16 protein-coding genes are annotated in these 26246 nt (G+C 69.8%); 8 read left to right on the top strand and 8 right to left on the bottom strand.

The features are described 5' to 3' along the window. Positions 1 to 12 precede the first annotated feature (12 nt). Entirely contained in the window at positions 13 to 594 is a 582-nt protein-coding gene (locus LL946_RS08060) for a hypothetical protein (protein ID WP_404386517.1), read from the bottom strand. Positions 595 to 733: 139 nt separating this feature from the next. Here LL946_RS08060 and LL946_RS08055 point away from each other — a divergent pair, with 139 nt between their 5' ends. Genes LL946_RS08055 through LL946_RS08045 form a run of 3 tightly spaced genes read left to right on the top strand, consistent with a single transcriptional unit; the run spans position 734 to position 3739 of the window. Next, entirely contained in the window at positions 734 to 2035 is a 1302-nt protein-coding gene (locus LL946_RS08055; RefSeq protein ID WP_404386516.1) for a sensor histidine kinase, read from the top strand. Then, complete coding sequence (locus tag LL946_RS08050; protein ID WP_404386515.1) at positions 2032 to 2676, top strand: response regulator; 645 nt, start codon at positions 2032 to 2034, stop codon at positions 2674 to 2676. The genes LL946_RS08055 and LL946_RS08050 overlap by 4 nt, the downstream gene beginning before the upstream one ends. A 10-nt stretch (positions 2677 to 2686) precedes the next feature. Then, the gene (locus LL946_RS08045) at positions 2687 to 3739 is read left to right on the top strand and encodes an LLM class flavin-dependent oxidoreductase (protein WP_404386514.1); all 1053 of its coding nucleotides are present in this window, start codon (positions 2687 to 2689) and stop codon (positions 3737 to 3739) included. A 9-nt stretch (positions 3740 to 3748) separates the two neighbouring features. Here the strand turns inward: LL946_RS08045 and LL946_RS08040 are convergent, their stop codons facing one another. After that, the gene (locus LL946_RS08040) at positions 3749 to 4429 is read right to left on the bottom strand and encodes an alpha/beta fold hydrolase (RefSeq protein ID WP_404386513.1); all 681 of its coding nucleotides are present in this window, start codon (positions 4427 to 4429) and stop codon (positions 3749 to 3751) included. Between the two features lie 164 nt (positions 4430 to 4593). Between LL946_RS08040 and LL946_RS08035 the strand changes: the two genes are divergently transcribed. Further along, positions 4594 to 7470, top strand: a complete 2877-nt coding sequence (locus LL946_RS08035; protein WP_404386512.1) for a hypothetical protein — start codon at positions 4594 to 4596, stop codon at positions 7468 to 7470. A gap of 375 nt (positions 7471 to 7845) precedes the next feature. Further along, positions 7846 to 8619 carry a hypothetical protein gene (locus LL946_RS08030; protein ID WP_404386511.1) on the top strand — a complete coding sequence of 258 codons (774 nt, stop codon included), beginning with the start codon at positions 7846 to 7848 and terminating at the stop codon, positions 8617 to 8619. A 93-nt stretch (positions 8620 to 8712) separates the two neighbouring features. Here LL946_RS08030 and LL946_RS08025 read toward each other — a convergent pair whose 3' ends face one another. Continuing rightward, on the bottom strand, positions 8713 to 9612 hold the full coding sequence (locus LL946_RS08025; RefSeq protein WP_404386510.1) for a GNAT family N-acetyltransferase: 900 nt from the start codon (positions 9610 to 9612) through the stop codon (positions 8713 to 8715). Positions 9613 to 10021: 409 nt separating this feature from the next. On the opposite strand from LL946_RS08025, the gene LL946_RS08020 reads away from it, so the two are divergent. The 3 genes from LL946_RS08020 (at position 10022) to LL946_RS08010 (ending at position 19025) form a co-directional block, all read left to right on the top strand. Beyond that, positions 10022 to 14215: a hypothetical protein gene (locus LL946_RS08020; protein ID WP_404386509.1), complete on the top strand. Its 4194-nt coding sequence runs from the start codon at positions 10022 to 10024 to the stop codon at positions 14213 to 14215. A gap of 11 nt (positions 14216 to 14226) precedes the next feature. Further along, the gene (locus tag LL946_RS08015; RefSeq protein ID WP_404386508.1) at positions 14227 to 18495 is read left to right on the top strand and encodes a hypothetical protein; all 4269 of its coding nucleotides are present in this window, start codon (positions 14227 to 14229) and stop codon (positions 18493 to 18495) included. 62 nt (positions 18496 to 18557) lie between these two features. After that, a complete protein-coding gene (locus tag LL946_RS08010) occupies positions 18558 to 19025 on the top strand; it encodes a hypothetical protein (protein WP_404386507.1) in 468 nt (155 codons plus the stop codon). A gap of 10 nt (positions 19026 to 19035) precedes the next feature. On the opposite strand, the gene LL946_RS08005 is transcribed toward LL946_RS08010, so the two are convergent. From LL946_RS08005 to LL946_RS07985, 5 genes are all read right to left on the bottom strand, one after another. Further along, positions 19036 to 19626, bottom strand: coding sequence for a DUF5701 family protein (locus LL946_RS08005; RefSeq protein ID WP_404386506.1), 591 nt, complete (start codon positions 19624 to 19626; stop codon positions 19036 to 19038). Positions 19627 to 19657: 31 nt separating this feature from the next. Beyond that, entirely contained in the window at positions 19658 to 20551 is an 894-nt protein-coding gene (locus LL946_RS08000; protein WP_404386505.1) for a hypothetical protein, read from the bottom strand. A 266-nt stretch (positions 20552 to 20817) separates the two neighbouring features. Continuing rightward, the gene (locus LL946_RS07995; protein ID WP_404386504.1) at positions 20818 to 21633 is read right to left on the bottom strand and encodes an SHOCT domain-containing protein; all 816 of its coding nucleotides are present in this window, start codon (positions 21631 to 21633) and stop codon (positions 20818 to 20820) included. Between the two features lie 116 nt (positions 21634 to 21749). Then, positions 21750 to 25103, bottom strand: a complete 3354-nt coding sequence (locus LL946_RS07990; protein ID WP_404386503.1) for a DEAD/DEAH box helicase family protein — start codon at positions 25101 to 25103, stop codon at positions 21750 to 21752. Between the two features lie 45 nt (positions 25104 to 25148). Then, complete coding sequence (locus tag LL946_RS07985; protein ID WP_404386502.1) at positions 25149 to 26246, bottom strand: endonuclease NucS domain-containing protein; 1098 nt, start codon at positions 26244 to 26246, stop codon at positions 25149 to 25151.

Raw genomic sequence — 26246 nt, 5'->3', positions numbered from 1 at the left:
CCCAGCGGGCAGTCAGGGACGAACCCGGTCACCACCGTCGCGATGAGCGAGAAGCGGAGAGTGCCTGTGGACCCGACTCGGTGAGGAGTGGAGGTGCCGGTCGGCGGCGAGCAGCTGCCACGATAGGTAGCTGCCGATGAGGGCGATGTCGTGCCAGGGGTCGGTGCCCACAACCACTGCGGCGAGCCCGAGTCCACCGACGAGGGCCGCACCCCGGGTCGCGAGGCGGGCCTCACGGACACGACGGGACGAGCGCACGGTGACACCGGACCCGACGGCGAGGCAGACGAACCCGAGCAGAAACGGCAGGAACGCCCAGTCTGCGACCTCTCCCTCGGACAGCAGGCTGACGACATACGCGAGTGAGAAGACGAGCTGGAACGCGCAGCCGGCGACGAGGAGTCGCGCGCCCCACGTCGACAGCCGGCGGACCCGTCGAGCCACGGTGAGCAGGAGGGCCCAGCCGAGCAGCTGGGTGATGACGAACAGGACGTCGCCGGCCAGGTTGTCGAACGGCTCGTCGAGCACCGCTTCGGCACCGACGGGCACCGCGAGCAGGAGCGATCCGATGACGGCTCGGGGGAACGGGTTCATGACTGACTCCTCGGGTCGGGATTGCTGTCCTTCGACGCTAGGAGCGGCCCGTATGCCGGGTCGTCACCCTCATGACGGAGCGGCCGGGTCTGCCTCAAGGCAGACGTGGGGAGGTGCGCGCGGTCGTACTCTCGGTGGCATGAGCGGCGGCGCCATGGCGGGCGCGTCCGCGGCGCCCCGGTGGGTAGCGCGGCGGCGGGGGTTCCGCGGCGTGCTGCCCCTGCTGTCCCTCGGGCTGTTCGCCTGGTGCGCAGCGGAGGTCTGGACGTCGGATCCGGAGCTCGCCGGTGGGCGGGTGGCCGAGACCGCGATCGCCGCGCTCCTCACCCTGCCGCTGGCCGTGGCCGACCGGTGGCCGCTGCCGGCGGGGCTGCTCGTCTTCGCGGGCGCGGGTCTCGACTACTGGCTGGGAGGGTCGTTGGGGCAGGCGTGGTTCGCGACGCTCGTGGCGGTGTACGTCCTGGCGGACCGCGCCGGTGCGGCTGCTCGCGCGGTGGGAATGGCGGCGGTTGCTGCACTCACGCTGGCCGTGGACCTGCCGCGACTGCGGGACGACGCGCCCCTCGACGAGGTGCTGCCGGGGTGGCTCATCGTCGGCGCGGTGTACGGGTTGGGGCGGTGGGTGTCGACGCGTCGCGCGGACCAGGCTCGGCTGCACGAGCGGGCCTTGGCCGCCGAGGCGGACCGTGAGGAGGCGACCCGTGCAGCCGTCGCCCACGAGCGGGCGCTCATCGCGCGGGAGCTGCACGACCTCGTCGGGCACAGCCTGTCCGTCATCGTGCTCCAGGCGCAGGCCGGGCAGCGGGTGCTCGACTCCGAACCGGTCGCGGCTCGGTCGTCGCTCGGCGCGATCGAGGGCCTGGGGCGTGACGGGATGGCTGAGCTGCGCCGGCTGCTCGGCATCATGGGCGAGGCACCTGACGACGCCGGGGGTTCGGCAGGGCTCGAGAACCTCGAGGCGTTGGTGGCTCGGGTGCGTGCCGCGGGGTTGCCGGTCGACCTGTCGGTGGAGCTGGCGGCGGACGCGCGGGGCGCATACCTGCGTGGCCCAGACGGGCAAGGCGCGGACGGGCGGGGCGCGGACCGGGCGCTGCCTGCGGGACTGGACCTCACGGCATACCGGATCGTCCAGGAGGCACTGACGAACTCGCTGCGGCACGCGGGGCCGGCGACCGCCCGGGTCGCGGTGTCGCGTCGGGGGGAGACGCTGACGGTGTCGGTGGTCGACACGGGGCGAGGGATGCCGGACGCGGGGGACGGGGTTGAGCGTGCAGGGACCGAGGCGGGGCGGGGGCTCATCGGGATGCGCGAGAGGACGGCGCTCTACGGCGGCACGCTCGTCGCGGGGCCGCGGGACGGGGGCGGCTTCGAGGTGACGGCGCGGTTCCCGGTGGACGGCGTGGACGGCGCGGGTGGGGCGGCGAGGGTGGCGGGCCCGTGAGCGTCCGCGTGGTGCTCGTCGACGACGAGGCGCTGGCGCGCGGCGGCCTGCGGCTCATCCTGGGGTCCGAGGACGGGATCGAGGTCGTCGGGGAGGCCGCGGACGGGGCGGAGGCGCTCGAGGTCGTCGCGGCGACCGAGCCCGACGTCGTCCTGCTCGACCTGCGAATGCCGGTGCTCGACGGGCTCGGGACGCTCCGGGCGCTCACGGCTGCGGGCGATGCGGCCCGGGTCGTCGTGCTCACGACGTTCGACACCGACGAGAACGTCCGGACCGCGCTGGCCGAGGGGGCGAGCGGGTTCCTCCTCAAGGACGCGCCGGCCGACCAGCTCGTCGCGGCGATCCGCGCGGCGGCGGCGGGTGACGCCGTCCTGTCGCCGGTGGTCGCCCGGCGGATCGCCCACGAGCTGGCCTCGGTGCGCCGGCCCGCCGTGCCCGAGACGATCGACGCTCTCACGCCGCGTGAGCGGGAGGTGCTGCTGCTCCTCGCCGAGGGTGCGTCGAACGCCGAGATCGCCGCGGCCCTCTACATCGGTGAGGGGACGGTGAAGACGCACGTCGCCCGGGTGCTCGACAAGATTGGTGTCCGCGACCGGCTCCAGGCCGTCGTCGTCGCCTACCGCGCCGGACTCGCTCGCTAGTCTCGATCGCATGACGGACACGGCTCTGGAGCTGGGACTCGACACCTTCGGTGACATCGCGCTCGGGCCGGACGGCGAGCCGCTGCCGGCCGCCGTCGTCATCCGCGAGGTGCTCGCCGAGGGGCAGCTCGCCGACTCGCTGGGCCTGGACTTCTTCGGGGTGGGCGAGCACCACCGGCCGGACTACGCGATCTCGGCGCCGGACACGCTCCTGGCCGGCCTCGCGACGACGACCTCGCGGATCCGGCTCGGCACGTCGGTGACGGTGCTGTCGTCGGACGACCCGATCCGGGTGTTCCAGCGCTTCTCGACCGTGGACGCACTGTCGGGCGGGCGTGCCGAGATCTGCGTCGGACGCGGGTCGTTCATCGAGTCGTTCCCGCTGTTCGGGTTGTCGCTCGACGACTACGAGGTGCTGTTCAGCGAGAAGCTCGACCTGCTCGCAAAGGTGTTGCAGGAGAGGGCTTTCGAGTGGTCGGGGACCGTGCGGCCGCCTGTCCGGACGGGTCCGGTGATGCCGCCGACCGAGTCGGGTGCGCTGCGCACGTGGGTCGGCGTGGGCGGGACGCCGGCGTCGGTGGTGCGGGCCGCGCAGTACGGCTTCCCCGTCGTCATCGCGATCATCGGTGGGTCGGCTGCGCAGTTCGCACCCCTCGCGGACCAATATCGGCGGGCGTGTGCCGAATACGGGTATGCCGGCCTGCCGGTCGGTGTGCACTCGCCGGGACATGTTGCGCCAACCGACGAGCAGGCGGTCGAGGAGTACCTGCCGCACTTCATCGAGCAGATGCGCAAGCTCGGGCGCGAGCGCGGGTGGGCGCCGATGACCGAGGAGGCGGCGCGGGCCCAGGTCGGCCCGGAGGGTGCGGCGTACTGCGGCTCGCCGGACACGGTGGCGCGCAAGATCGTGGCGACGTGTCGCACGCTCGGGGCGACGAGGTTCCAGTTCAAGTACTCCAACGGGCGGCTGCCGCACGAGCTGCGGATGTCGTCGATCCGGCTGTTCGGGGAGGAGGTCGCACCGCGGGTGCGCGAGCTGTTGGCTGCCGAGTCCGGGGACTGAGCCACCGCGTCAGTCGAGCTCGGCGAGGAACGGAGCGACCACCTCAGCGACCAACGGACCATGAGTCAGCGGGACCATGTGCGCACCCTTGGACAACGTGACGTGTCGGCTGCCCGCACCGCCACGCCGAGAGACCTCCGCCACCCAGTCGGCCGGTGCGATGTGGTCGTGCGCCCCGCGGACGACGAGGACCGGCACGTGGACGTCGCCCAAGGTCGTGAGGATCGCGTCGCGCCGAACCACGTCCATGCCGTGGAGCATCGTCCGGAACGTCGTACGGAGGTACTGCCGCGCGAGCACCGGGAACTGCCGCGGCGGCTCGTGCACGGCGGTCGCCACCCACCTTCTGACCAGACGGGGCCAGGTCGCGGCCCGGGGGTCGGTGGACGGGCCGATGAGCACCAGCGCGCGGACCCGGTCCGGGGCGAGCGTGGTCAGGTGTGCGGCGATCTGGCAGCCGGCGGAGTGACCCAGGACCACGACGTCGCCGGCGCCGGGTGGGAGCGCAGCGAGGGCGCCCTCGGCCAAGCGCCTCGGATCGAGCTCCTCCCGCCCACTGGCCGGCCGTCCGTACCCCGGACTCAGGTGCACGTATGCCGGCCGGTCACCGAGGTGCTCCAGCGTCGGCTGCCACGCCTCCGCACCGAGACCTAGCCCGGGAAGGGCGAACAGTGCGGTCGGCTCGGGCATCCGTCCACGCTAGTTCGGGGGCGGGGGTGTCGAAGTCGTGGGTGTCGTCGATCTGGCGCGGTTGCGCATTCCCGCTGCGCGGGGCCCGGGCCGACCGTAGGCTGTGCGCCGGATCGGGGGCATCGTGCACCCAGGCATGACAGCAGGGGTGGATGGTGCGAGGCGTGCGCGCAGTCTCATGGGTGGTCGTCGCGGCACTGGCGTGGATGGGTGGCGCAGGCACTGCAGCACCTTCGGCCGTGGCTGCCGGGGCGGGCGGGGCAGGCGCGTCGGGCGCGGCGGCCACCGTGGACGCCGCTGCCGAGACGGACTACGCCGTCATCGGTGACCGGGTGGCGCCGAGCGCCCAGGCCGGTGGCTACAAGCGGTTCACGGCAGGTCCGGTCGCCGGGAGCCCGACGACCCTCGTGGACTCGGCCGCCCGTACGGTCACCGTGACGGTCGCCGACCAGACCCTGGACTCCACCGGCACGATGACGATGGCCTGGCCAGCGCGCATCGGCTCGTGGTCGCTCGGCATCTCCCAGACCGAACCCGAGCAGCTCGTGAAGCTGACCCGCGACGGCAAGGAGTGCACGTTCACCGCCGGGACGCTGACGGTCCACCGCGCCGAGGCGACGTCCACCGGGCAGGTGGCTGCGCTCACCGCCGACGTGACCGGATCGTGCCAGGTGTACGGCGGCGGCTACTACGCCAGCGCCCAGGTCCGCATCGGCGACCCCGACCCGAATCGGGTCCTCGCGACCCCGCGTGCCGAGCCCGCGCGCTTCTCCAGCGGCGCCCTCGCCGGCACGGTGGTCACCCACGAGATCACCCTGTCCAACTCGGGCACCAAGCCCTGGACCGTCGGTGCCGCCGGGACGGCGTCGACCAACAGCTGGTCCCCACGGTTCACCGTCGTCCCGGAGGCCAACGCCTGCACCGGGCGCACGCTCCGGACGGGCGAGACGTGCACTCTCGCCGTCTCCGCCACGGCCCCGACGTGGTGGGTCAACGAGCACCTGCTCGTCGGGGGCGACGCCGAGCAGACCTTGGTCGTGCCGATCTCGCTCGAGGGCTATGCCCCCGTGCTGCCGCCCACGGCCGTGACCGCCGCACCGGGCCGGCTCTCGGCCACCGTCTCGTGGCAGCCCTCGGGCACGTCGACCGTCACCGGCTACCGGGTCTACGACGTCACCGGCGGGGGACGCACCCTCCTGACCACGACGGCTCCGTCGGTGACGTCGGTCCTGGTCCCCGGCACTGGCCCGCGGACCCTTGCCGTCGTGGCGATCAACGGTCGCTACGCGGAGTCCCCGGATGTCACGGTGGACGTCCCCTCCGTCGCGAGCGAGGTGGTCGGCAACGACTGGTACGGCGACGCCGTCGCCGTCCAGACCACCGATGCGGGAACGTCACCGGCATCACCCTTGCCGCCGCGCAAGCTCGGTCTCGAGCGCGTCGACCTCGACCCATCCCGCACGCGGTGGGTGACCGCTGCCCGCGGCGACGTGAGCGTCTGTCCCGTGGCGACGGAGCAGTGCGTCACTGTGCCGGGGATCGCGGGCACCGGCGACGCCGACACGACTCGTGAGGCGGTGTGGCTCCCCGACGGCCGGATCGCCTTCCTGCGTGGATGGTCCGAGGAGCTGCGCAGCCTGTGGGTCGTCGACGTCGACGGCTCCGGTCTCCGCAAGGTCGCCAACCTGCCGCGGCGCGCGCAGCTCGCCGCGACTGCTGGCAACGGTGAGGTTGTCGTCCACAGCATGGAGGGCTTCGGCCGGCTCGAGCGGGTGGCCCTCGCCGACGGCCGGATCACGCCGGTGCCCGGCACCGAGTGGATCGACGACTTCACCGTCACGACCCAGGGACTGCTTGTCGTCGAGAGCCGTGACGACAAGTCGGTGACGCACGGGCCGCGCACCACGACGCTGATGAACCTCGACGGCTCGGGGGCGCGCCGCCTCGCACTCCCCGTCGGCGACAACCGGCAGGCCACGTTCAACCACACCGGCACCCGCGTGGCGTTCGCGCGCTACACCAGTGACTGGGAGGCGACGCTCTGGACCGCGGCCGCCGACGGATCGGGCGCCGAGCAGCTCTCCTCGAGCACTCTCGGGTGGATCGACCTCAAGTGGTCGGTGGGTGACCGCCTGGCCCCGACCACGAGCGTCACCGTGGGCAGCCACACCAGCCGCAACGCCACGCTGGCCATCGGGGCAGCGGACGGTGACGACTTCGTGGGGTCGCTGCGCCGACAGTGCCGTGTCGACGCGGGGGCATGGACCGCCTGCGGCCCGACAGTGGCGCTCACCGGACTTGCCGCCGGCACGCACACGGTGAGTGCCCAGGTGACCGATGCCAGCGGCAAGCAGTCTGCGGTGGTCACGAAGAGCTGGGTCGTCGACGCCGCAGCACCCACCGCCACGCTCAATGCTCCTGCGCTCGTCCAGACGGCCACGCCGATGACGCTCTCGTGGGTCGCAGCCGACAGCGGGGGTTCCGGCCTCGCGAACTATGACGTCCGCACCCGGACTGCTGCGCCGTCCTCCGGCTTCGGCGCCTACCAGTACCCCACCTCCTGGCAGAAGCTCACCGTCCGGACGTTGCCGCTCACGCTGAGCAAGGGCTACCAGTACTGCTTCTCGGTGCGTGCCCGGGACCGCGCCGGCAACCTCGGCGGCTGGAGCGCGGAGCGGTGCACCTCGATGCCCCTGGACGACGGGAACCTCAGCGCCTCGACGGGGTGGACCCGCGGGAAGCACACGAACTACCTGTTCTCGACCTACAGCACCACGGTGAGGAGCGGAGCGCAGCTGACCCGGACCGGTGTCAGCGCCCGACGCCTCGCCCTCGTCGCCACGACCTGCCCCACCTGCGGCACCGTCGACGTCTACCACGCGGGGGTGAAGGTCGGCCGGGTGAGCCTGTACTCGTCGACCACGAAGGTCCGCCAGGTGATCTGGCTGCCCCTGCAGACGAGGACCCGCTACGGGACCGTCGCCGTTCGCAGCGTCAGCACCAAGCGGATCTACGTCGACGGGCTGGGCATCGTCCACTGAGCGTGCCGGCCAACGTCGGACTCGTGGTGCTCAGGCACGGTCATCCCGATGCGACCGCGAGGGCCGCCCTCCTGGGCCATGTCCGCCGGTCGTGAGCGAGCGGAGCCTTGAAGGTGAACCGCGCGTTCGAGGGAGGCTTCCATGCCATCTCACCTGACAGCCCAGGCGATCAGCCTGCGCCACCGAGCGCGTTCGGGCCATCGGAGCCTCGTGTCGGGCGCTGTCGCAGCACTCACCCTCCTGTGCGGCACGGCGTGTGTGTCACCGAACCTGGGTGCCGCGTCACTCACGGCCCCGAAGCCCTCACCCGCGCCGGCCCCCGCAGGGCCCATACGCGGGTCCCCGGATGGTCCCGGCGCCAAGCCGCCGTGGCTCATGCCCTGGGCGCACCACACCACGCCGACCTGGTTGTGTCCCGATGCCCAGTGGAGTGGCCTCACGGTGCAGGCCGGGGCCCCCGCCGAGATCGGCTACCTGCAGAAGGTGCCAGCGTGCGCGCAAGGTCACACCCGGACATGGCTGAAGAACAACTCCACGGTCGTCTGGGTCGTCCACAGCAGTGCTCCCGTCGCGGATCCCGCATCCCTCATGCATCGGGTCGAGACTCTCAAGGGGATCTCCTTCCGCGCGATCATGGCGAGCAATCCCTCTCAGCTGCAGCTCCTCGCTCCCGGCGAGGAGGTCTTCATCGACAGCGGGCCCAGGTTCGTGCGCTGGACCATCGACCTGCCGACGAACCTGGCGTGGGAGGCGCACGACGTCACGCTGGACCAGATCACGTCCTTCGGGGTGGGCCGGATCGAGGCCGCGCTGCACAGGCGCGGCGCGGAGCGAGCCGCGCTGACCCAGTGCACCCTCTCGGGCTTCCAGGTCGGGCTCTCGGCGCCCAAGCTCATCGCGCCGGACTCGCGCGATCTCACTGACGCAGACACCCAGAGCTTCCTCCTGGACGTGGTCGGTGCGAGTGTCCAGGCGCAGAAGTGCGTCGCCGCCGCAAAGTGGGTGCACATGCCGACCCGCGTGCTGACGCCGACCCCGAACCTGAGCCAGAAGCTTGCCCTGAACCTCGGGGACTCCTCGACGTTGTCGAGGGTTCACACGAACCTCAGCTGGGCCGCGCGGGCCGCGCGGGTGGCGGGCCATCTGTGACGAAACGAGTCACGCAGCGGGGGTGGCGCGCGGGGTGCGTGACGGCATACGAAAGCGTCTGTCGGACAACAGGACTCGCGCGCGCCGGGACAGCTACGCGAGCAGCTCGAGGACGACCTCGCCGTCCTCGTCGACCTCACCCGTCGGTGTGAAGCCGAGGTCGGCGTAGAGCCGAGCCGCTGCCGTGTTGGCGGGGTGATGGGTGAGCCGCGTCGTCCAGTGGCCCGGCAGCTGCTCGAACCACGCCATGAGGGTGCGCGTCGTCGCTCGCCCGAGGCCACGCCCCTGCTCCGCCTGGTCGACGACGAGGCCGCCGATCCAGTGCGAGCCGTCGTCGTCGAGGCCCCACATGACGTGCCCGACGACCTGCTCGCCCGCGTAGATGCCGAGCGAGGTCCACGGGCCGCCCTTCTCGGTCATGAGCAGGTAGCGCGCGGCCATCGGGAAGACGAACTCCCGCTGGGCGTCGGTCGGGCGCACGTCGGCGACGGCCCGCCAGTCATCGCCGACCAGGCGCAGGGTCACGGGTCGGCCGGAGGCGTCCTCGAGACCAGAGGTGATGGGCCCCGGGGTGACGTCGATGGCCTCCACGCCATCGTGCTCGAGCCGTAGGTGCTCGATCCTCACCGCGTGGGCATCCGCGTCGAGGTCGGGCAGGGCCTCGAACTCCGACACCCAGCAACCGGACAGCCGGTATGCCGTCGCCACCTCGCCGGCCGCGTCGTGGACCTCGATGGTGAGCTCCCGCCGACCTCCTTCGGAGCCGCGGCCGGCCCACGCCACGAAGTCGGCGTCGTGGCTCACTCCGCGCTCCATGGTCACGGCTCCGGGTTCGGGCTCACGACCTGAAAGATGCTGTCGCACAGGCTTACTCGCTCGCTTGAGCCCGCTGGCGGTGGAGGCCCCGGCGACCGGTCTACCCTCGAAACTCACCCTGAAGTTGAAGTTCCTGTAGGGGTCCGAGCGACGCGACCCGGCTGACGTCCGTGTCATGACCCGAGACGCTACTCGGGAGCGAAACGCACCGTGGGCAGACGTCGACAACCGTGACCCGAAGCCCCTCGATGCATCGACAGATGGTCACGACCGGCTCTTGTGGAGGCGGTCCACCGGCGGGACCATCAGCCCAGTCGGTTCCCCCTCCGTCGTCGGCTCACCGTCCTCGTGAGCGAGTTCCCTGCCATCACCGACGACTGAGATCGGGGGCGCTGCGGGGCGCCCGGGCAGGGAAGGGCACCGGACGCAGAACGTCAGCGGGACGCCGATGGGGCTCAGGCGGGCTATGTCGCCGGGCCCGGCATCGGCGCTACGTTCAGGGTGAGTCCACGAGGCGCGCCTGAGAACGCAGGGGGCCGCGCAACACCGGGGAGAGCGGGCCCGGGGCAGGTGCACGAGACGTGGGATGGCCGCGCGCACGCACGGCGCCAGCATCACCCACATCGCCGGAATCGGGGCGAGGCGAATGCCGCAGGACAACGACGCCGACGGCGAGGTTCGACGCGTCGGTCCCGACGAGTGGCGTCGGCCGCCCGGGATCACCGTCAAGAAGCGTGGGATCGACGGTCCCGAGCCCGCTGAGCCGGTGTGGATCGGTCAGCCCCCACGCGAGGTCGACTGGGCCCGGCTCGACCCGGACGAGCTCGCCGAGTTCCTCCGCAGGATGACCCCCGTCACCGCGCTGCGCACCACCGACATGCTGCTCGTGCGCTTCAGCTTCGAGAACCTCCAGTGGGTCCGGTCGGACGCCGGCCGGGGAGCCCTGCAGCGACGGAAGGCGACGAGCCCGGCATACCTCATCGCCGACTTCCCACCCCAGCACCTCGTCGAGCAGGCGTTCCCCAAGAGTGGACCTCCAGAGCTGGCGCGCAAGAGGGAACTCCCCGGCGGCACGGTCGTACAGCCCGAGACGCCGGAGAACCCCGACTCCACAACGACCGCTCCGCCCGTGTCCGCCATCCTCAGCCAGCACTCGCGCCTGTCGTTCGTGGTCACGGACGAGACGATCCCGTGGTCGCTCGACGGGCTGCTCACCGCCATGAGCACTCTCCCGCTGAGCGTCGCGCCCCACGCCACTGGCCGGCCGCTCATCCTCATCGAGCTCCCCTTCGAGCTCGTGAAGAAGAGCCAGACGATCAAGGTCCAGCGGCGGCTCGCGGCCCGCGGCGGCCTCGCGGTCCCAGGCACCGTCCGGGCGGTCGCACGCAGTGCCGCCCTCTCGCGGGTCCTCGACGAGCGCCTCGGTCGGGGAGCCAGCCTGGCCATCGGCTCGGCGTCCAACATCGCCAAGGAGTTCGGGGTCACCCCGAGGCTGCCGATCGAGATCGAGAGCCCCTTCCCGATCAGACCGCCGAGGGGCGCTGAGTTCCCGCTCCCCTCTCCACGCGCACCCGAGCCGACCGAGACCGCGATCGAGCTGCCCTGGCGCCTCCAGCTGTCCCCCCACGACGAGGGTGCGTTCACCCACGCCCACCAGCCGGTGGAGCACGACGGCCGCGTCGAGCTGTGGCACTCCCGTCTCGGTCAGCGGGCCACCGACGACGCAGGTACGCCGACGGTCGACGAGAAGGACTCCAGCGCGCGCACCGTCCGGGCCATCTGGACCCGCGACATGACGGCCGGCCCGCTCGCCCCGGCTGCGCCCGACGCCACGGGCACGACCGACGTACCGAGCTGGACGAAGTCGCTCACCACCCACGACCGGCGGATGCTCGTCGACGAGACGTCCAACTGGCGGCTGCGCCGGGGCCGGGCGCGCTGGCAGCCCCAGCCGGTCAAGGTCGACCGCCTCATGCTCACCGCCCTCGGCGGCTGGCTCAGCTCCGACCTCGACGTCCCGGACCTGCCGAACGGCGACTACTCGATCACCGAGTGGAAGCACCGCGCCACGATGGGCCGCGACCACGAGGTCAAGGTGGTCTACGCCGGCTTCCTCTTCCCGTTCGGGCACCGCGCCTCGCTCGTCAAGCTCACCGAGCGCCAGTTCGAGGACGCCCCTGCCGGGTCGGGGATGACCGGCCGCATCGCCTACCTGCGCCAGCGGTTCTTCATCGTCGTCCGCGACCGGACCCTCACCTTCCCCCTGTCGGGCGCGACATGGCAGGACCCGCGCAGCCCAGCCGGCTCCGGCCCCAAGCAGCTCGACCTGGCGATGCCCCTGTCGTCCCTGACGATCCTGACCCGGGTCACACCCGACCTCAACGCACCCACGCAACCGACCACGCCGCCGGGGATCACGGGATTCTGCTTCGTCCCGCACGTCGACGGGGTCCCCTACGCGTTCCACGTCCTCGCCACCGACCGAGAGGACAACCTCGTCGAGTATGCCGGCCCGCTGATGTTCGTCGAACGTGGACTCAACGCGTCGAAGGCTTCCCTCGATCTCATCGAACAGGCCTACTGGGAGCTTCCGGTGCACCAGCGACGGCACCCCCTGCGTGGTCAGCGCGTCGCCTTCGCGAGCAGCAAGGCACCCGATGGCTCGATCCTGGACACGACGCTCGCGACCGAGGCCCTCGAGTTCGACGCCGCCGTCATGGTGGCCGGCCGGACGCAGGACGAGCCACGGTTCGTACCGGTGCTGCGCCAGTCGGACGTCGTCGTGCCTGCCATGAACGCGCTCGCCGGCGCCTCGACGCCGACGCCCATGCGGCTGCCGCAGCGCTACCTCGAGCAGGGCTGGACCGGCAACAAGACCCACGTGTTCCTCGAGGTGGCGGGAACGACCGCCGCGCTGAGCTTCAGTGGCCGCGGCGACCGCTCGGGCGGTTTCGTCACGCCGAACCTCGCGGTGACGGGGCTCTCCGGCAGCAAGGGCCCGGTGGGCGGGCCCGTCGCCAGCGCGATGGACGGGGTCATGGACCCGACCGCCTTCTTCGGCGGGCTCGACGCCGCCAAGCTCTTCGGCGCGGTGAAGATCTCGGACCTGCTCAAGGACGTCGGGCTCACCCCCGCCAACATGCCGACCTTCGTCGCCGACTCGATCAACGAGGTCAGCGCCTTCCTCACCGACGTGCAGCGCATCATCGACCTCGCCGGTGCGCTCGGGAGCAGGCTGGCCGGTGGCGCCGGCGTGCCGGTCGGGCCGACCGTCGATGCCGCCGTCGCCACGGCCGTCGCCGCAGCCAAGGCCGCCGTGGCCGACCTCGCCGCGCGGCTCGCGGTGGTGCAGACCCGCGCCACCGCGGCGCTGCAGTCCCTCGCCACGATCAGCTCGGTCGCCACGGCAGAGCCCGCGCTCGACGCCTTGGCTGCCGAGCTCGTGCAGCTCGCGACGGCCATCGACGCCGCGGTGGCCAGGGCGGCCGACGCCGTGAGCGCTGCGGCCCAGGCCACGGCGGGAGTCGCGCCCGACGCCCTGCCCGCAGTCAAGGAGGCCGCGTCGGCCACGGTGGCCGCGGCGAACGGCGTGGCCGCAGCCGTGCCGACCGCACTCCTCACCGATGCTGCGGAGGTCGTGCGGCGGTTGGCCCAGGCGCTCGAGTCGGCCGACCAGCTGCTGGCGCTCGCGGGGCAGTTCCTCAGCGGTGAGGCGCTGCCGGAGACGGTCAACGCCCGGCTCACCTGGTCGACCGAGCTGGCACCGTGGCCGGCCGGCGCCGCGTTGTTCCAGCCCCGGCCGAAGCCGAGCCAGACGCCAGCGGCAGCCCGGGCAAGGCTCGACCTCGCCGTCGACGTGCGCGCGCCGGTCACGGCCACGGGCGACCCCACCGCGACGATCGTCTGCTCGATCAGCCCCTTCTCACTCAGGCTGCTCGGGGACGACCCCTTCATCCAGCTCGTCGTCGAGACCCTCGAGTTCACGCTGCTGCCGGGCCGGAAGCCGGACGTCAACATCGTCCTCGCCGACCCCGGCATGGTGTTTGGCGGGCCGCTGAGCTTCGTCAACACCCTCCAGGAGCTCATCCCGTTCGACGGGTTCTCCGACCCGCCCTACCTCGACGTCGACAGCAAGGGCCTTCGGGCCGGCTTCGACCTGGCCCTGCCGGACATCTCCATCGGCGTCTTCACGCTGGCGAACATCTCGCTCGGCGCCGAGGCCCGCGTTCCCTTCATCGGCGACTCGCTCGACTTCACGTTCAGCTTCTGCACCCGGGAGAACCCGTTCCGCCTCACCGTGTGGTGCTTCGGGGGTGGCGGCTTCTTCGCCATCTCGGTCACCCCCGACCGGTGCCGCATGCTCGAGGCCGCGTTCGAGTTCGGCGCCGCGGTGGCCCTCGACTTCGGGGTGGCGAGCGGCAGCATCGAGTGCATGGCCGGGGTGTACTTCCGCCTCGAGAGCAACCCGGACGGCACCGACGACGGCGAGCTCACCGGCTACTTCCGGATCCGCGGCGAGGTCGACGTCCTCGGCCTCATCTCGGCCTCGATCGAGCTCTACCTCGAGCTGGCCTACGAGCCACCCTCGGGCAAGGCGACCGGGCGCGCCACGCTGACGATCGAGGTCGAGGTGCTCTTCCTCTCCACGTCGGTGGAGATCTCGTGCGAGAAGAAGTTCACCGGGTCCAACGCCGACCCGACCTTCGCGGAGGTCATGGGCAACCCGGGGCTGGCCGTCCGGCCCTGGGACGAGTACTGCGACGCGTTCGCCCCGGTCTGAGAGGACTCGCGATGACCACCGAATCCCTGATCTGGACCCTCCTTCCCGACGGCTTCGACCTCGAGACCGGAGAGCTCCGCTCGACGATCTTCGTCAGCCCCCGGCTGCGGACCGGCGGGACGCGTGAGCCGCTCAAGGCCTTCCCGACCTTCCACCACTGGCCGGCGGCCCTCGACCGGCTGAAGTTCCTCGCCGAGGTCGACGGCATCGGCACCGTGGACCTCGAGCGGGACGACCGCAACGGCACTCCCGACCTCGCCACGTGGGACCTGCTGTTCGGCGGCGACGTGTTCGTCGACGAGACCGAGGTCCGCGACCTCGGCACCCGCCGCGTCCACTCGTTCCCGGCGGCGATGGTCGCCGACGAGCTGCTCGGCCTCTACGGACGGGTCGCCGCCCAGCACGCCACCGAGCACCCGTCGATCCACGACCCCCTCATCGCCGACCTCGCCGCCGACCTCGGTCGGATCGGGGACCACCCTGAGGAGGAGGAGGACCGCCTGCGCGGGTGGTTCGCCGCGGACGACCGCGGGCAGAAGGGTCGCCGTGGGCGCTTCGTGCCCGCCGGCGTCGCTCGGGCCAGCCGCGAAAACGCCTTCGCCCTCGCGAACCGCTTCTACGACCGGCGCCTGGAGGATGAGCGGCTGCGCGACGCCCGCGGACCGATCAAGCCCGGGGACGTGCCACCCCGCCCCGAGCGCAAGGAGCTCGACTTCCACAACTACGTGGCCGCCTTCGGTGACTACCGCAACCTCCTGCGGATGCTCGGCCTCGCGATCGACGTCCGTATGCCGTCCGACCCGGCCTTCGCCGGGACCCACCGTTACCGCGTAGTCGTCGAGGGTGAGCCCGAGCCGTGGATGAACGACGACACGGCCACGCCGTGGATGAACTACGAGTGGTACGACGACCGCTGGTTCGTCCCGCGCACCCGCGACGACGGGCGGCACGACATCCGCGACGGACAGCTCCTCCTCGAGAGCACCGACTGGTTCCGGGTCCACCAGATCGACATCGACGGGTCGGCCCTCAAGGCGACCAACACCGCCTCGACGGTGAGCCGCCAGCTCCGGATCGCGAAGGCCCAGGCGCAGACCATGGCCTCGACGACGTCGTCGCTCCCGGCACTCCGCGGTGCGGGGCTCACCGTCACGCGCCAGGACACGGCGGAGACGGTCGTCGGCCAGTTCGACCACACCCAGACCCACGCGGAGGGTGAGCTGAACGGCATACGGGCGGATCTGTGGGCTGACGACGTCATCCGCGGCTACCGCTGGGAGGCCGAGAAGGACGGCACCGGCGAGTTCCGGTCGCTCGTGGCCAGGGTCGGGACCTACGCCTACCACCCGAGCGGTGGAGGCGCGGTCGTTCCGGTGGCGGTGCCCGCCGAGGACGAGGGCTTCGTCAAGGGGTCGTCGACCACCTCGGTGCCCGGCGACGAGGACCTCTATCTGCACGAGGCGATCGCGTCGTGGTCCGGCTGGAGCATGGTGACGCCGCGGCCGGGTGGTGGCGTCACGGAGGACGACCAGCTCGACGGCGGCCAGACGCCGCTCGAGCGCGACGCGGACGCGTTGGACTCGGGGCTGCCGCTGGAGACGAGCTTCCGGGCGCGGCCGGGGAGCCTGCCCACGCTCCGGTTCGGCCACGAGTACCGGCTGCGCGCCCGCACGGTCGACCTCGCCGCGAACAGCATCGAGGCCGACCGGCTTGACGACCAGCACGCCAGCGCACCGACCCGGTTCCAGCGGTGGGAGCCCGTGCCCGCTCCCGTGCTCGTCGCACGACGGGCGTTCGGTGAGGGCGAGTCACAGTTGCGCATGGTCATCCGCAGCACAGCGGGTGTGGGGGTCGCCGACTACCTCGCGCTGCCGCGGGTCACGGCGTTGCCGCCCGCGACGGTGACGGGGATCGGCTACCTGGCGTCCGACGAGCGCTGGGTCGTGCCGCCGAAGACCTCCCAGCAGCTGGCCGAGCTGCACGGTGTCTTCGACGACGCGATCGGGAGCGGGGACCCGGCACGGATCCAGGCGGCATACGAGGTGGCGGCACGTGAGGCGGGGCAGCTGCCCGAGCTCGTGCCCGACGCGTCGCTCGTGACGCCGTACCTGCCGGACGTGTTCAGTCGTGGGGTGCGCTTCAACCGGTTCCTCGCCGAGGCCGACTACCGCCGCCAGGACTGGCCGACGACGGGTGGCGGGTGGTGGGACCGACAGCCGTTCCGGGTGGTCCTCGTCGACGGGGCTGGTCCGTCGCCGGTGACCCCGACGGGCGCCTACGCCACTCCGGTGTGGGACGCGGCGCAGGGGACGCTCACCGTGCCCGTCGCGCAGGCCGACATGCGGACCGTGCGGATCAGCTCTGCGGTCGACGAGACCGACCTCGAGCTCATGGGGATGTACGAGCGGCTGCTCTGGGCGACCGACGCCGACGACTGGTGGGCGCGTCGACACGAGGCTCTGGAGAGCCGCAACTGGCTGCTCACACCGTGGGTCGAGCTGACCATCGTGCACGCCGTCGAGAAGCCGCTCGCCGACCCGGTGATCGGGGTGACCGCAGCCGGGATGACCCGCGGGTCCGGGGAGACGTTCTGCGCGCTCGTGGGCAGCATCGCCACGCACGCCAAGAGCACCGGTCGCCTCGACATCGACGCCACCTGGACCGAGCAGGTCGACGACGTCACCAAGGACCGGCCGGTCGACGGGGTCGACGGGCGGGAGCCGCCTCCGGCGGTGCAGGGGCACGTCGGCGACTTCCTGCTCGAGGCGACGGAGGATGCCTGCCTCGTGGGGCGCGACGACGTCAAGGCGGGTGGGGGGACCGGGCCGACGCACCGCCTGCGGCACGAGTTCGGTGACACACGGCACCGCACGGTCACCTACGAGGCCATGGCGACGACACGCTTCCGCGAGTACTTCCCGGCCGCGGTGACCGAGGGTGTCGACGAGACGGGGGCGTCGTTGATCACCCGGACCGGCGGCAAGATCACGCTTCCCGTGCCGAGCTCACGACGGCCGGACCCGCCGGACATCGCCTACGTCATCCCCACGTTCAGGTGGACGACGGAGCTGGTTCGAGGGGGTGGGCGGCCGGCAGCCGGCCTGGCCCGCCGACGGGTGCGGCACTGTGGCCTGCGGGTCTATCTCCGCCGGCCCTGGTACTCCTCGGGTGACGACGAGCGGCTCGGGGTCGTGCTGGAGGACCAGCCGTGGCTGACGTGGCCGATCGACGTGCGGTGGGGCCTGGACGTCGCCGTGTCCGACCGGCTGCGCGCGGACGAGTTCGCGGCGCGCGTGGTGGAGGCAGGAGCGCTCCCCGTGGCGGGGTCCCAGCGGGCGACAGCGCTCGAGCAGGTGCTGCGAGGTGGTGGGCTCACCGCCAAGCAGCTCGCGGAGGACGGGGAGGACGGGGACACCGACGCGCTGCAGCTCGCGTTGAGCGACCTCATGGGCCGCGTCGGCGACGTCCTGATCAACCCGATCTTCATCGGGCCCTTCAAGCTCGGCCTGGACCCGGAGAAGCTCCTGACCCGCGTCGGTGCCGACCCGGTGTTCGCGTCGAAGTCCGCGACGACCGGCCCCTACATCTCGCAGTTCCCGCTCCGGTCGGGGGTGCGTGGCGGCCTGTCGCTCGCGGAGACCTCGAAGGCGACGGTGACCGTCGTCGCGCACACGCCGCGCTTCGACCCGGACCGGAACCTCTGGTACTGCGACATCGAGCTCGACGCCGGCGCCGCCTACCAGCCATTCGTGCGGCTGGCGCTCTGCCGTTACCAGGCCAAATCCATTGACGGACACCACATCTCGAAGGTCGTGCTCGCCGACTTCGCCCAGCTCCTGCCGCGGCGCGTCGCGACGGTGCGACCCCAGGCGCGGGGCATCGCGGTGAGCCTGTCCGGTCCCGTCGGCGTGGGGCAGCTGGGCGGGACCACCGTCACCGTGAGCTCGGTGCGCGCGACGCGCCTCGTCACGGCCACGATCGAGCGGCTGGCCGACGGGGGAGACCCGGACCTCGAGTGGGTGCAGGACGCCGATCCCGTGGAGCTCGCCGTGAGCGTCGGTGAGGCCGGCCTCGGTGACGTCAGCTGGAGCGGTCTGGTCGCCGCCCCCATCGAGCGGCCCGGCTTCTCCCACCGGCTGCTGATCCGGGAGTTCGAGATCCACCCCACCGACGAGGGCGACGAGCTGGACCCCTTCGACAGCGTGCGCGAGGCCGGTTTCCTGTTCTTCCGGAGCACGGTGCGGCAGCGCCTCGTCTACGCCGACAGCTTCGTCGTCTGATCGCTGCGCCTCGGGGCTGCTCGCCCTCTTGAGGATCACCGCTCGGCGGAGGACTCTGAGGTATGGGTGTCGTCGAGTTCGAGATGGAGCGCATCATCCACGCGCCGATCGAGGACGTCTTCGACCGCCTCGCCGACATCGACGGTCACAACGACTGGATGCCCACCAAGGGCACGATCCTCCACCACAGCGAGAAGACGTCGCCGGGCCCCATCGGCGTGGGGACCACCTTCCTCGACCAGACCATCGTGGGGTGGACGCCGGGCGACGTCACGGAGTTCGAACGCCCCACCACGCTCGTCTACCACTGGTGGGACAAGACGAGGCGCGGCAAGGTCACTGCCGAGGGCTGGCCGGGGTACCGGCTCGAGGCCAAGGGGGACCACACGACCCTCGTCCACCACCACGCCAGACTCGAGACGCACGGGCTCTACCGGCTGGCGACCCCGGTACTCCACTGGCTCGCGGTGCGCGAGCGGACCGCCACCATCGACGCCCTCGAGCTGTCCTTCGGACGTCACGAGTACTGACTGGTCCCGCTCAGTGGCGGCCCGAGCATGAGGCGATGCCGAGCCACGTGTGGCGGTTGCCCCACCAGCACCACCCGAGCTTCGGCGCGCCGGCCCGCGCACGGCCGTCGCGGCCGGTGCCGTTGCTGATCCACAAGGCTGGGGTGCGGGCGTCGAACCCGCCCTTGGGCTTGCGCAGCCGCGAGCCGATCGTCATGAAGCAGTGGTTGCGCTCGAGCACGCTCGGATCCTGAATCGCCCAGTGCAGCCTCTCCTCGAGGGTGAGCGGCGAGCGTCCTGCCGCCACGATCTCCGGGAGCGACTCGGCGGGGGTGCGGTTGCGGTAGTCGTCGCCTAGGTCGAGACCGCTGACGACGTAGGTGCCGTCGGGACGGGCCGCCTCCTCGATCGGAGCGAAGTCGTCGACGTCGGTCATGTCCTCGACGACGAAACCCTGTATGCCGTCCAGCCGCAGGAGGGGCGCGAGGGCTGAGGCTTTGGCTGGCGTGACGAGGAGTGCCTCTGCGTCAGGGGTGGTGGCGCGTTCGAGGAGCTCTGACTGGGTGACGCCCGCGAGGTCGTGCACCCCCAGCTCCACGAGTCGACGGGCCTGGTCGGTCAACGAGGGGAGCGGCGCGAGAGGCATGAGGAGTTCAACGGCGTTCGGCGGTGACGGGTTCCCGGCGCGACCTCGCGCCGGGTGAACTGGGGAGCTGGGCGTCGGGCTCCAGGTGGAGCAGCTTCCATCCCACCAAAGCGAACCAGGCCGGAAGGAGCAACCCATAGAGGAGATAGCCCGGGCCGATCATGGGGCGCAACGCCTCGGCGACGATCCCTACAGCCCCGGTGACGATCCCGAGAGGGCCGATCATGGGTCCGAAAGAGGGTTCCCGACGCATGAGGAGCGACAGGAGCAGGATGGCGGCCGCGGTGAGGATCCCGGCCCAGGACACCGCATTCGTGGTGGCGATGAGCGCCTCCGCGGCACTGACCAGTCCAGCTCGCTCGGCGTCGGCTTCAGCATCCTGGTAGGCGGTGGCGAGCACGACGAGCCCGCCGTGCAACGACTGTGGACTGCTGCCGAGGGCCAGCGCGATGACCTCGGAGGTCACTCCGAAGAGCCCACCGATGGCAGCGATGCTCCTGTCCACGCCTTTCAGTGCTGTCGACAGGGCACCGAACACGACCATCGCAGGGACGGCCAGCCCGACGAAGCAGACCAGCTCAGTGAGGTAGACGGCTCGATGGTCCGCGATGTAGTCCAGAAGTGCGGCGCCGCGGGTGGGAGGAAGGGGCGCGACGAAGACGAGCGTGACCGGGACGAGGACGAGCAGGACGTAAACCAGGGCCGCCCAGCCCCCTACGCGGTACAGCCGGCGCCACGTTGGATCCGGGCGCCACAACCGGTCTGAGGACTGGTCCCGCAACTGGTCCGGCGACTGGTCCGGCGACTGCGACGGCGGGTCCGAGCGCGACGCTCGGGAGCGCTCGTTCCCTCGGCTTGTGGTCCGCTCGTTGCGGCTCGACCGCACACCAGGAAGATTCATGACTGCCCACCTCGTCCGTTGCCCCTCCACGCTCACACGCGGATGAAAAGGCCCGGCAGGGGCGAAGGTCCCCCTGGCCCGCGATGCAGGACCACGTCCCGAAGCAGGACGACGACGCAGGGGCCACCCCTGCGTGGTGGCTGAGGCACTTGCCGGCGTCGTCGGAGAGTCGCCAACTGCCGTCGTCGTCGCGTTCGACGCCCTCCCAGCGATGGCTCATCTTCGTATGCCGTGAGCCGCCAGCGGCTGGGACGCCCGCTGGTTCCTCAGAGACGGCGGAGAATCTCAGCCTTCTTTGCAGAGAACTCTTCCTCGGTGAGGATCCCCATGTCACGAAGGGAGCCCAGCTCCTTGAGCTGTGCGATGGGATCCACCACGACACCGTCAAGGATCGGCTCCGCCGGCTCGATCTGGGCGGGCTCTGGCCCCGTCGACAACGCCATCGGCGGCGCCGTAGTCATGCCAGGTTGATGTATGAGCGGAACGCCGCCTTGATACGAAACCTCTTGGCGGGTGGTGTTGGTTGCCTGATGCCTCAGCCCGTCCATCTGGATCGAACGGTGCTCCAGCAGCAGCTTGGCGTCGTAGGAAACCTTGTTCAGGATGCGCTGCGCAGCAGGGCCATCTGGGATGTCATCCATCATGGCGATCTCGCGCATGCCGTTGGCGCGCTGGACGTGCACCACAACCGTGTAGAGATTCCGCGCCTTCTGGGTCATGGTCTGGCGAACGTCCACGTCCACGATGCCCGAGACGGGAATCTGCTGAGCATCGGTCCTCAAGGCACCCTTGGCGAAGTACAGGTAGTGAATATCGAGGCGGTATCTGCCGGTCGTGATACCGCTCACGCCCTTACCGATCGCCGACCAGAGGGTCCCCTCTGGAAGCTCCATCTCGTTCGACGTCAAATTCCGTGCAGCGGCCGAGGCCGCACCTTTCAATCTCCCCGTACCGCCCGCACCGGCACCTGTGCCCTCGGCTGGCACATCCGAGAAGTGCTCCGTCCAAGCCGAGCCATCCCAGTAACGAAGTCGCCCTCCGTCAACCGGGTACCAGCCCGCTGCCGCACTTTCCTCGCTCATGCCCGTGAGTGTAGAACTCTCGACGTGATCGCCACGCTGGTCCAGCGAAGCTCCGTCGTCCAAGTTCGGTGAACGGCCTTGCGGCCTGATCCGGCTTCTTCGGTCGGCACTGCGAGTCAGGCCACTTCTTCGGTAGCCGTGGCATGCGACCGAACCTGGTCGAGGATGAACACCATGCGATCGACGTCCAGTTCAGAGAACAAGAAATCAGGTCCTGTGGGCGCGTGATCGGTGAATGGCGCCTCGTACAAACGACTCGCCTCCATCACGCCATTGGCGGTCAACTGGTCCACGATCAGCTCGACGAAACGGATACGGGTGACGTCGAGCTTGGAGTCAGCCAAGAAATCAGAGAACGCCTCCATGGCGGCTGCCTTGTCGAGTCCCACGAGTCCCCGGATGAAAAGGCCCAGCCCTCGGGACTCCTCCTTGGCCCGCGCAATGTCTTCGGGGGCCCCAGCGCCTGAGGCCATCAGCATCTGCTCCAAAGCCGAGAGATCGGTGTCCGTGAGTTGCATGTTTCGACGCAGCCTCTGCAAGGCGACGTTGTCTTCGTGTTCTTTCAGGTACGCGCGAGCCTTCGCCTTGAACCGCTCCCAGTTCGTCCCCACACTCACCCCAGGTAGCGTGATGATCGACGCGTCCCCGATCTCATCCTCGAAGTTGGTGTAGACGATCGCCTTCTTGGTCTTGTCGATCAGTCGAACCAGACCTCGGATCCGCCGACGCGCCAGTTCAAGCATGGATAGCGTGACGTCCACCCACCACTCGTCTTCTGCGACTTCCGCCAGGAGCCCAGCGTGCTCGGCAATCGCGGGAATCGCAGTCTGCGACAGCAGAGCTGACGCGATCTGCTGCACCTGCCCACGTAGCCGGTCGAGCGTCAACGCGTCCCCGTCCAGCCGCGCCAACTGAGCCTTGAGGATGATCAGGTCGAATCGCTTGGCCTCTTCGTCGTCGTCCCGCACCGACGAGGGCAACCCAGCGAGGTGTTGGGCGATGTCCCCAGCCTCGTGGGGCGACAAGGCAGCCCATGCCTCCCAGCTGGCATAGCGCTGCACCCACTCTCGCTCAGGACGGACGACGAAGTTGTCGAGATTCATCCCAGCGACCACGGAGTGCAGGTGACGGGCAGTGTCCTCGCGCAGCGTGACCACCTCACCCTCCACGTCTTCGGCGTCCAGCGCCGCCGCAAGACCGAGCCTCGCCTCAAACAGACGCTGCCCCAAGGACTTCTGCAAGGAGCCCTCGGAACTGGCACCGGGCTGGCTGAAGTACTCGAGGTTCATGCAGAAGTCGAAGACGTAGAAGTTCTTCTTGTGATCGCCCGGCCCATACAGGTCCTCGCGGAGGCGAGTCCCACGTCCGATCATCTGCCAGAACTTCGACATCGAGCGGACGAGCTTGAAGAAGACGAGGTTGACGACCTCGGGCACGTCGATGCCGGTGTCGAGCATGTCGACACTGATCGCGATGTGCGGTGCCTTCTCCTTGATCGAGAAGTCGTCGATGAGACTCTGCGCGTATTCAGTCTTGTACGTCACCACCCGCGCGAAGTGACCCCCGAACTCTGGGTATGCCGTGTCGAACCGTTCACGGATGAACTCAGCGTGGGCGTTGTTCTTGGCGAAGATGATGGTCTTGCCCAACCGGTCGCCGCCGGCAACCTTGTGCCCATGCTTCATCAGGTGCTTCAGGGCCTTGTCGACGGTGTCGGCGTTGAAGAGCCACTTGTTGAGCTCCTCGGGGTTGACGTCCCTGGGGACGTCATCATCCTCACCCCAGTCGAGCGAGTCCCAGTCATGCTTCTCGGCGTCGGAGAGTTCGTTGTAGTGGATGCCCGTCCGCATGAAGCGCAGTGGCACCGAAACAGGCACGGGGGGCACGAGGTAGCCCTCGGCCACGGCTTCGTCAAGACTGTAGGCGTCGGTCGGGACGCCGTCCTCCAGGTGGAACAGCGAATAGGTGTTGCGGTCGATCTCGTCCTTCGGGGTCGCGGTGAGACCGACGAGCATCGCATCAAACCAGTCGAAGATCGCCTTGTACTTCGCGTACACCGACCGGTGCGCTTCATCGATGACGATGAGATCGAAGTAGCCCGGGCCGAACTGACGCCCACCCCCGCTATCGGTCCCGTTGATGAGACCCATCATCGTGGGGTAAGTCGCGACAAATACCCGCCCGTCGGCGTTCTTCTCGGTGATGAGGTTGACCGTCGTGGCAGACGGGAGGTGGGTCTTGAACGCCCCGACCGCCTGGTTGACGAGGGCGACGCGGTCGGCGAGGAAGAGAACCCGCTTGACCCATCCACGCTTCATGAGTTGGTCGACCAAAGCAATGACGGTGCGGGTCTTGCCCGAGCCGGTCGCCATGACCAGCAGCGCTTCCCGCCGCTGCGACTCGAACGCCTCGCCCACCGATCGGATGGCGCGGGTCTGGTAGTGCCGCTCGACGATGGACTTGTCGATGACAGCGTCCTTGAGTGACAGCCGCGTCTGACGCCGCTGGACCATGAGTTGAAGTTCGCCCTTGGTGAAGAAGCCTGCGACCCGACGTGGTGGATAGCCAGCGGCGTCATCCCACATCCATCGCTCGTGGCCGTTCGTGCAGAAGATGACCGGACGCCGGCCCATCATCTGTTCCAGGCAGTCGGCGTAGAGCTTGGCCTGCTGCTGCCCGACCAAGGCGTCGACCATCGTTTTTTTCGCCTCGACAACGGCCAGAGGCAACCCGTCGTCACCCCAGAGGACGTAGTCCACGAAACCTGCGCCCCGGGCGTTCGGCATTCCCGTGACTGGGTACTCGCGATCCTGCTCCTCCGTGAGCTCCCACCCAGCTTCGAGGAGGTCGGCATCGATGAACTGCCTCCGAGTCTCGGCCTCTTTCACACTGACGGTCAGCGCCTTGGGTGCCTTCGCTGCCTGTGCAGCCGCCACCTCCTGACGCAGCCTCTCCAGCTCGTCCTGAAGGCTGGCATTCGTGGCCTTCTGGTCTGCGAGGGCGGTGTCCTTCTCCTCAAAGGTCGTGAGCAGATGGTTGAGCTCGGCGGGACTCAGCGGCGGCGGGCTCCCGTTTTCGGCCGGAGCGGGGATGAGGGCGGGGTCGTATGCCGTCGCGGTTGGCACCTGCTCCGGTGCCGTCGAATACGTGTATGCCGCCCACTTGAGGAGGTCGTGCAGCTGCCGGAGAACATTCAGGGCGGTTTGGGGCGTGACGTCCCGACTCTCGTGGACCGCCACATTGCCCGTCTTGCGGATGATGTTCGCTTTGGCCGCGACGTCGGGGCCAACGGCCGCGCGAAAACCGCTGTCGCCAATCCGCGCAGCCAGGTCCGACTTGTAGGGCACATCGAGCCGTTCAAGGTCGAAGATCCGCACGACGACCTGTTCAACAACTCGTCGCGCATAGAAGACGCACGACCGCGGATCGCTACGTCCGTACGCCTCGGCACGCAATGCGTCGGCTCGCACGTCCCCCCAAGCGTCCGGCACGAAGTCGAAATTTGTCCCCACCGATCAGTCCTCGTCCTCGTCGATCTTGAAGTACTTGGCCAGACGCTCCAAGGTGAACTCCTGGCGGAGCTTGCAGGCGCTGTTCTGGTTGGCGAACATGCCCTTCTCCCAGTAGGCGTCCTCGGCCGGCACCGATGTGAACCACCGCACCGGCACGACCCATTCAGAGTCCTCATCGGTTTCCATTTCCCCGCCGTGGAGGTACGTCCCGACCAACGACTGACTCGCGAGCGCGACGTCGGCGCCCTCGACAGTCACGTGAGCGGCATCGAATCGCTGCGCCGGACCAGTTGACTCACCGATGGCGACGTAGCCCTGCTGGGGAATGCACACGTTGACCCGAGCCCCAATGGGCACCTCGCGCAGCGTGCGTGAGTACCACGCCCCGCCCCCGGCTGACACGAACCCGTACTTCCGCCCGTCCTCCCATTTGCGGCCGCCGGTGTACGCACCGAATGAGACGAACCAGTCACGCCCGTTCCACTCGGCGCGCTTTCCCTTCTTGGTCTTTGCTGTGCTGGCTGACCCGGCCTCGGACTCGTTATCTCGGGCCAGCCAAGATCGAGCGAGGTAGCGACGATCGCCGTCCTCGAGGTAGGCAAAGAAGACGGCGTTGACCGGGACACCGAAGCTGCGGAGGTAGGTGACGATCCGCTCCGAGCCGGCATCGAGATCAGTGGCGACGATGGTCAGCTGGAGCGCAGCGTTCAGTTCGTCGGGGGCCGACGTGCCGAACACGTCCTCGAAGGCCGACTCGAAAGGCACGTCGAGGTGCTCGTTGGCGAGGTCGATAATCGTGTCGCGGTCGAGGGTGGACACCCAGGACCCGTAGTCCAGAACCTGTGCCACGACATCACGCGGCGTCTTGTCACGCTTGAGTTCGAGGACGTGGATATTGCCCTCGGCATCCATCGCGAGCAGGTCGATGTACTTGCCGTGCGGCGTCCGGACCTGGCGCCCGACAACGAGAAGGCGATCACCCAGCAGAGATGGGTCGTGTTCCAAGTACTCCTCGAGCGTCGACTCCGACGGGAGCGTCGACCCTTCGAGGCGGCGCGGGGTGTCCCCGTCAATCCGCCAGATCCCCATTTCCACTGGCAT

The organism is Knoellia locipacati (genome assembly GCF_044791685.1).
GTDB lineage: Bacteria > Actinomycetota > Actinomycetes > Actinomycetales > Dermatophilaceae > Knoellia > Knoellia locipacati_A.
This window is presented reverse-complemented; position numbering and strand designations above follow the sequence as displayed.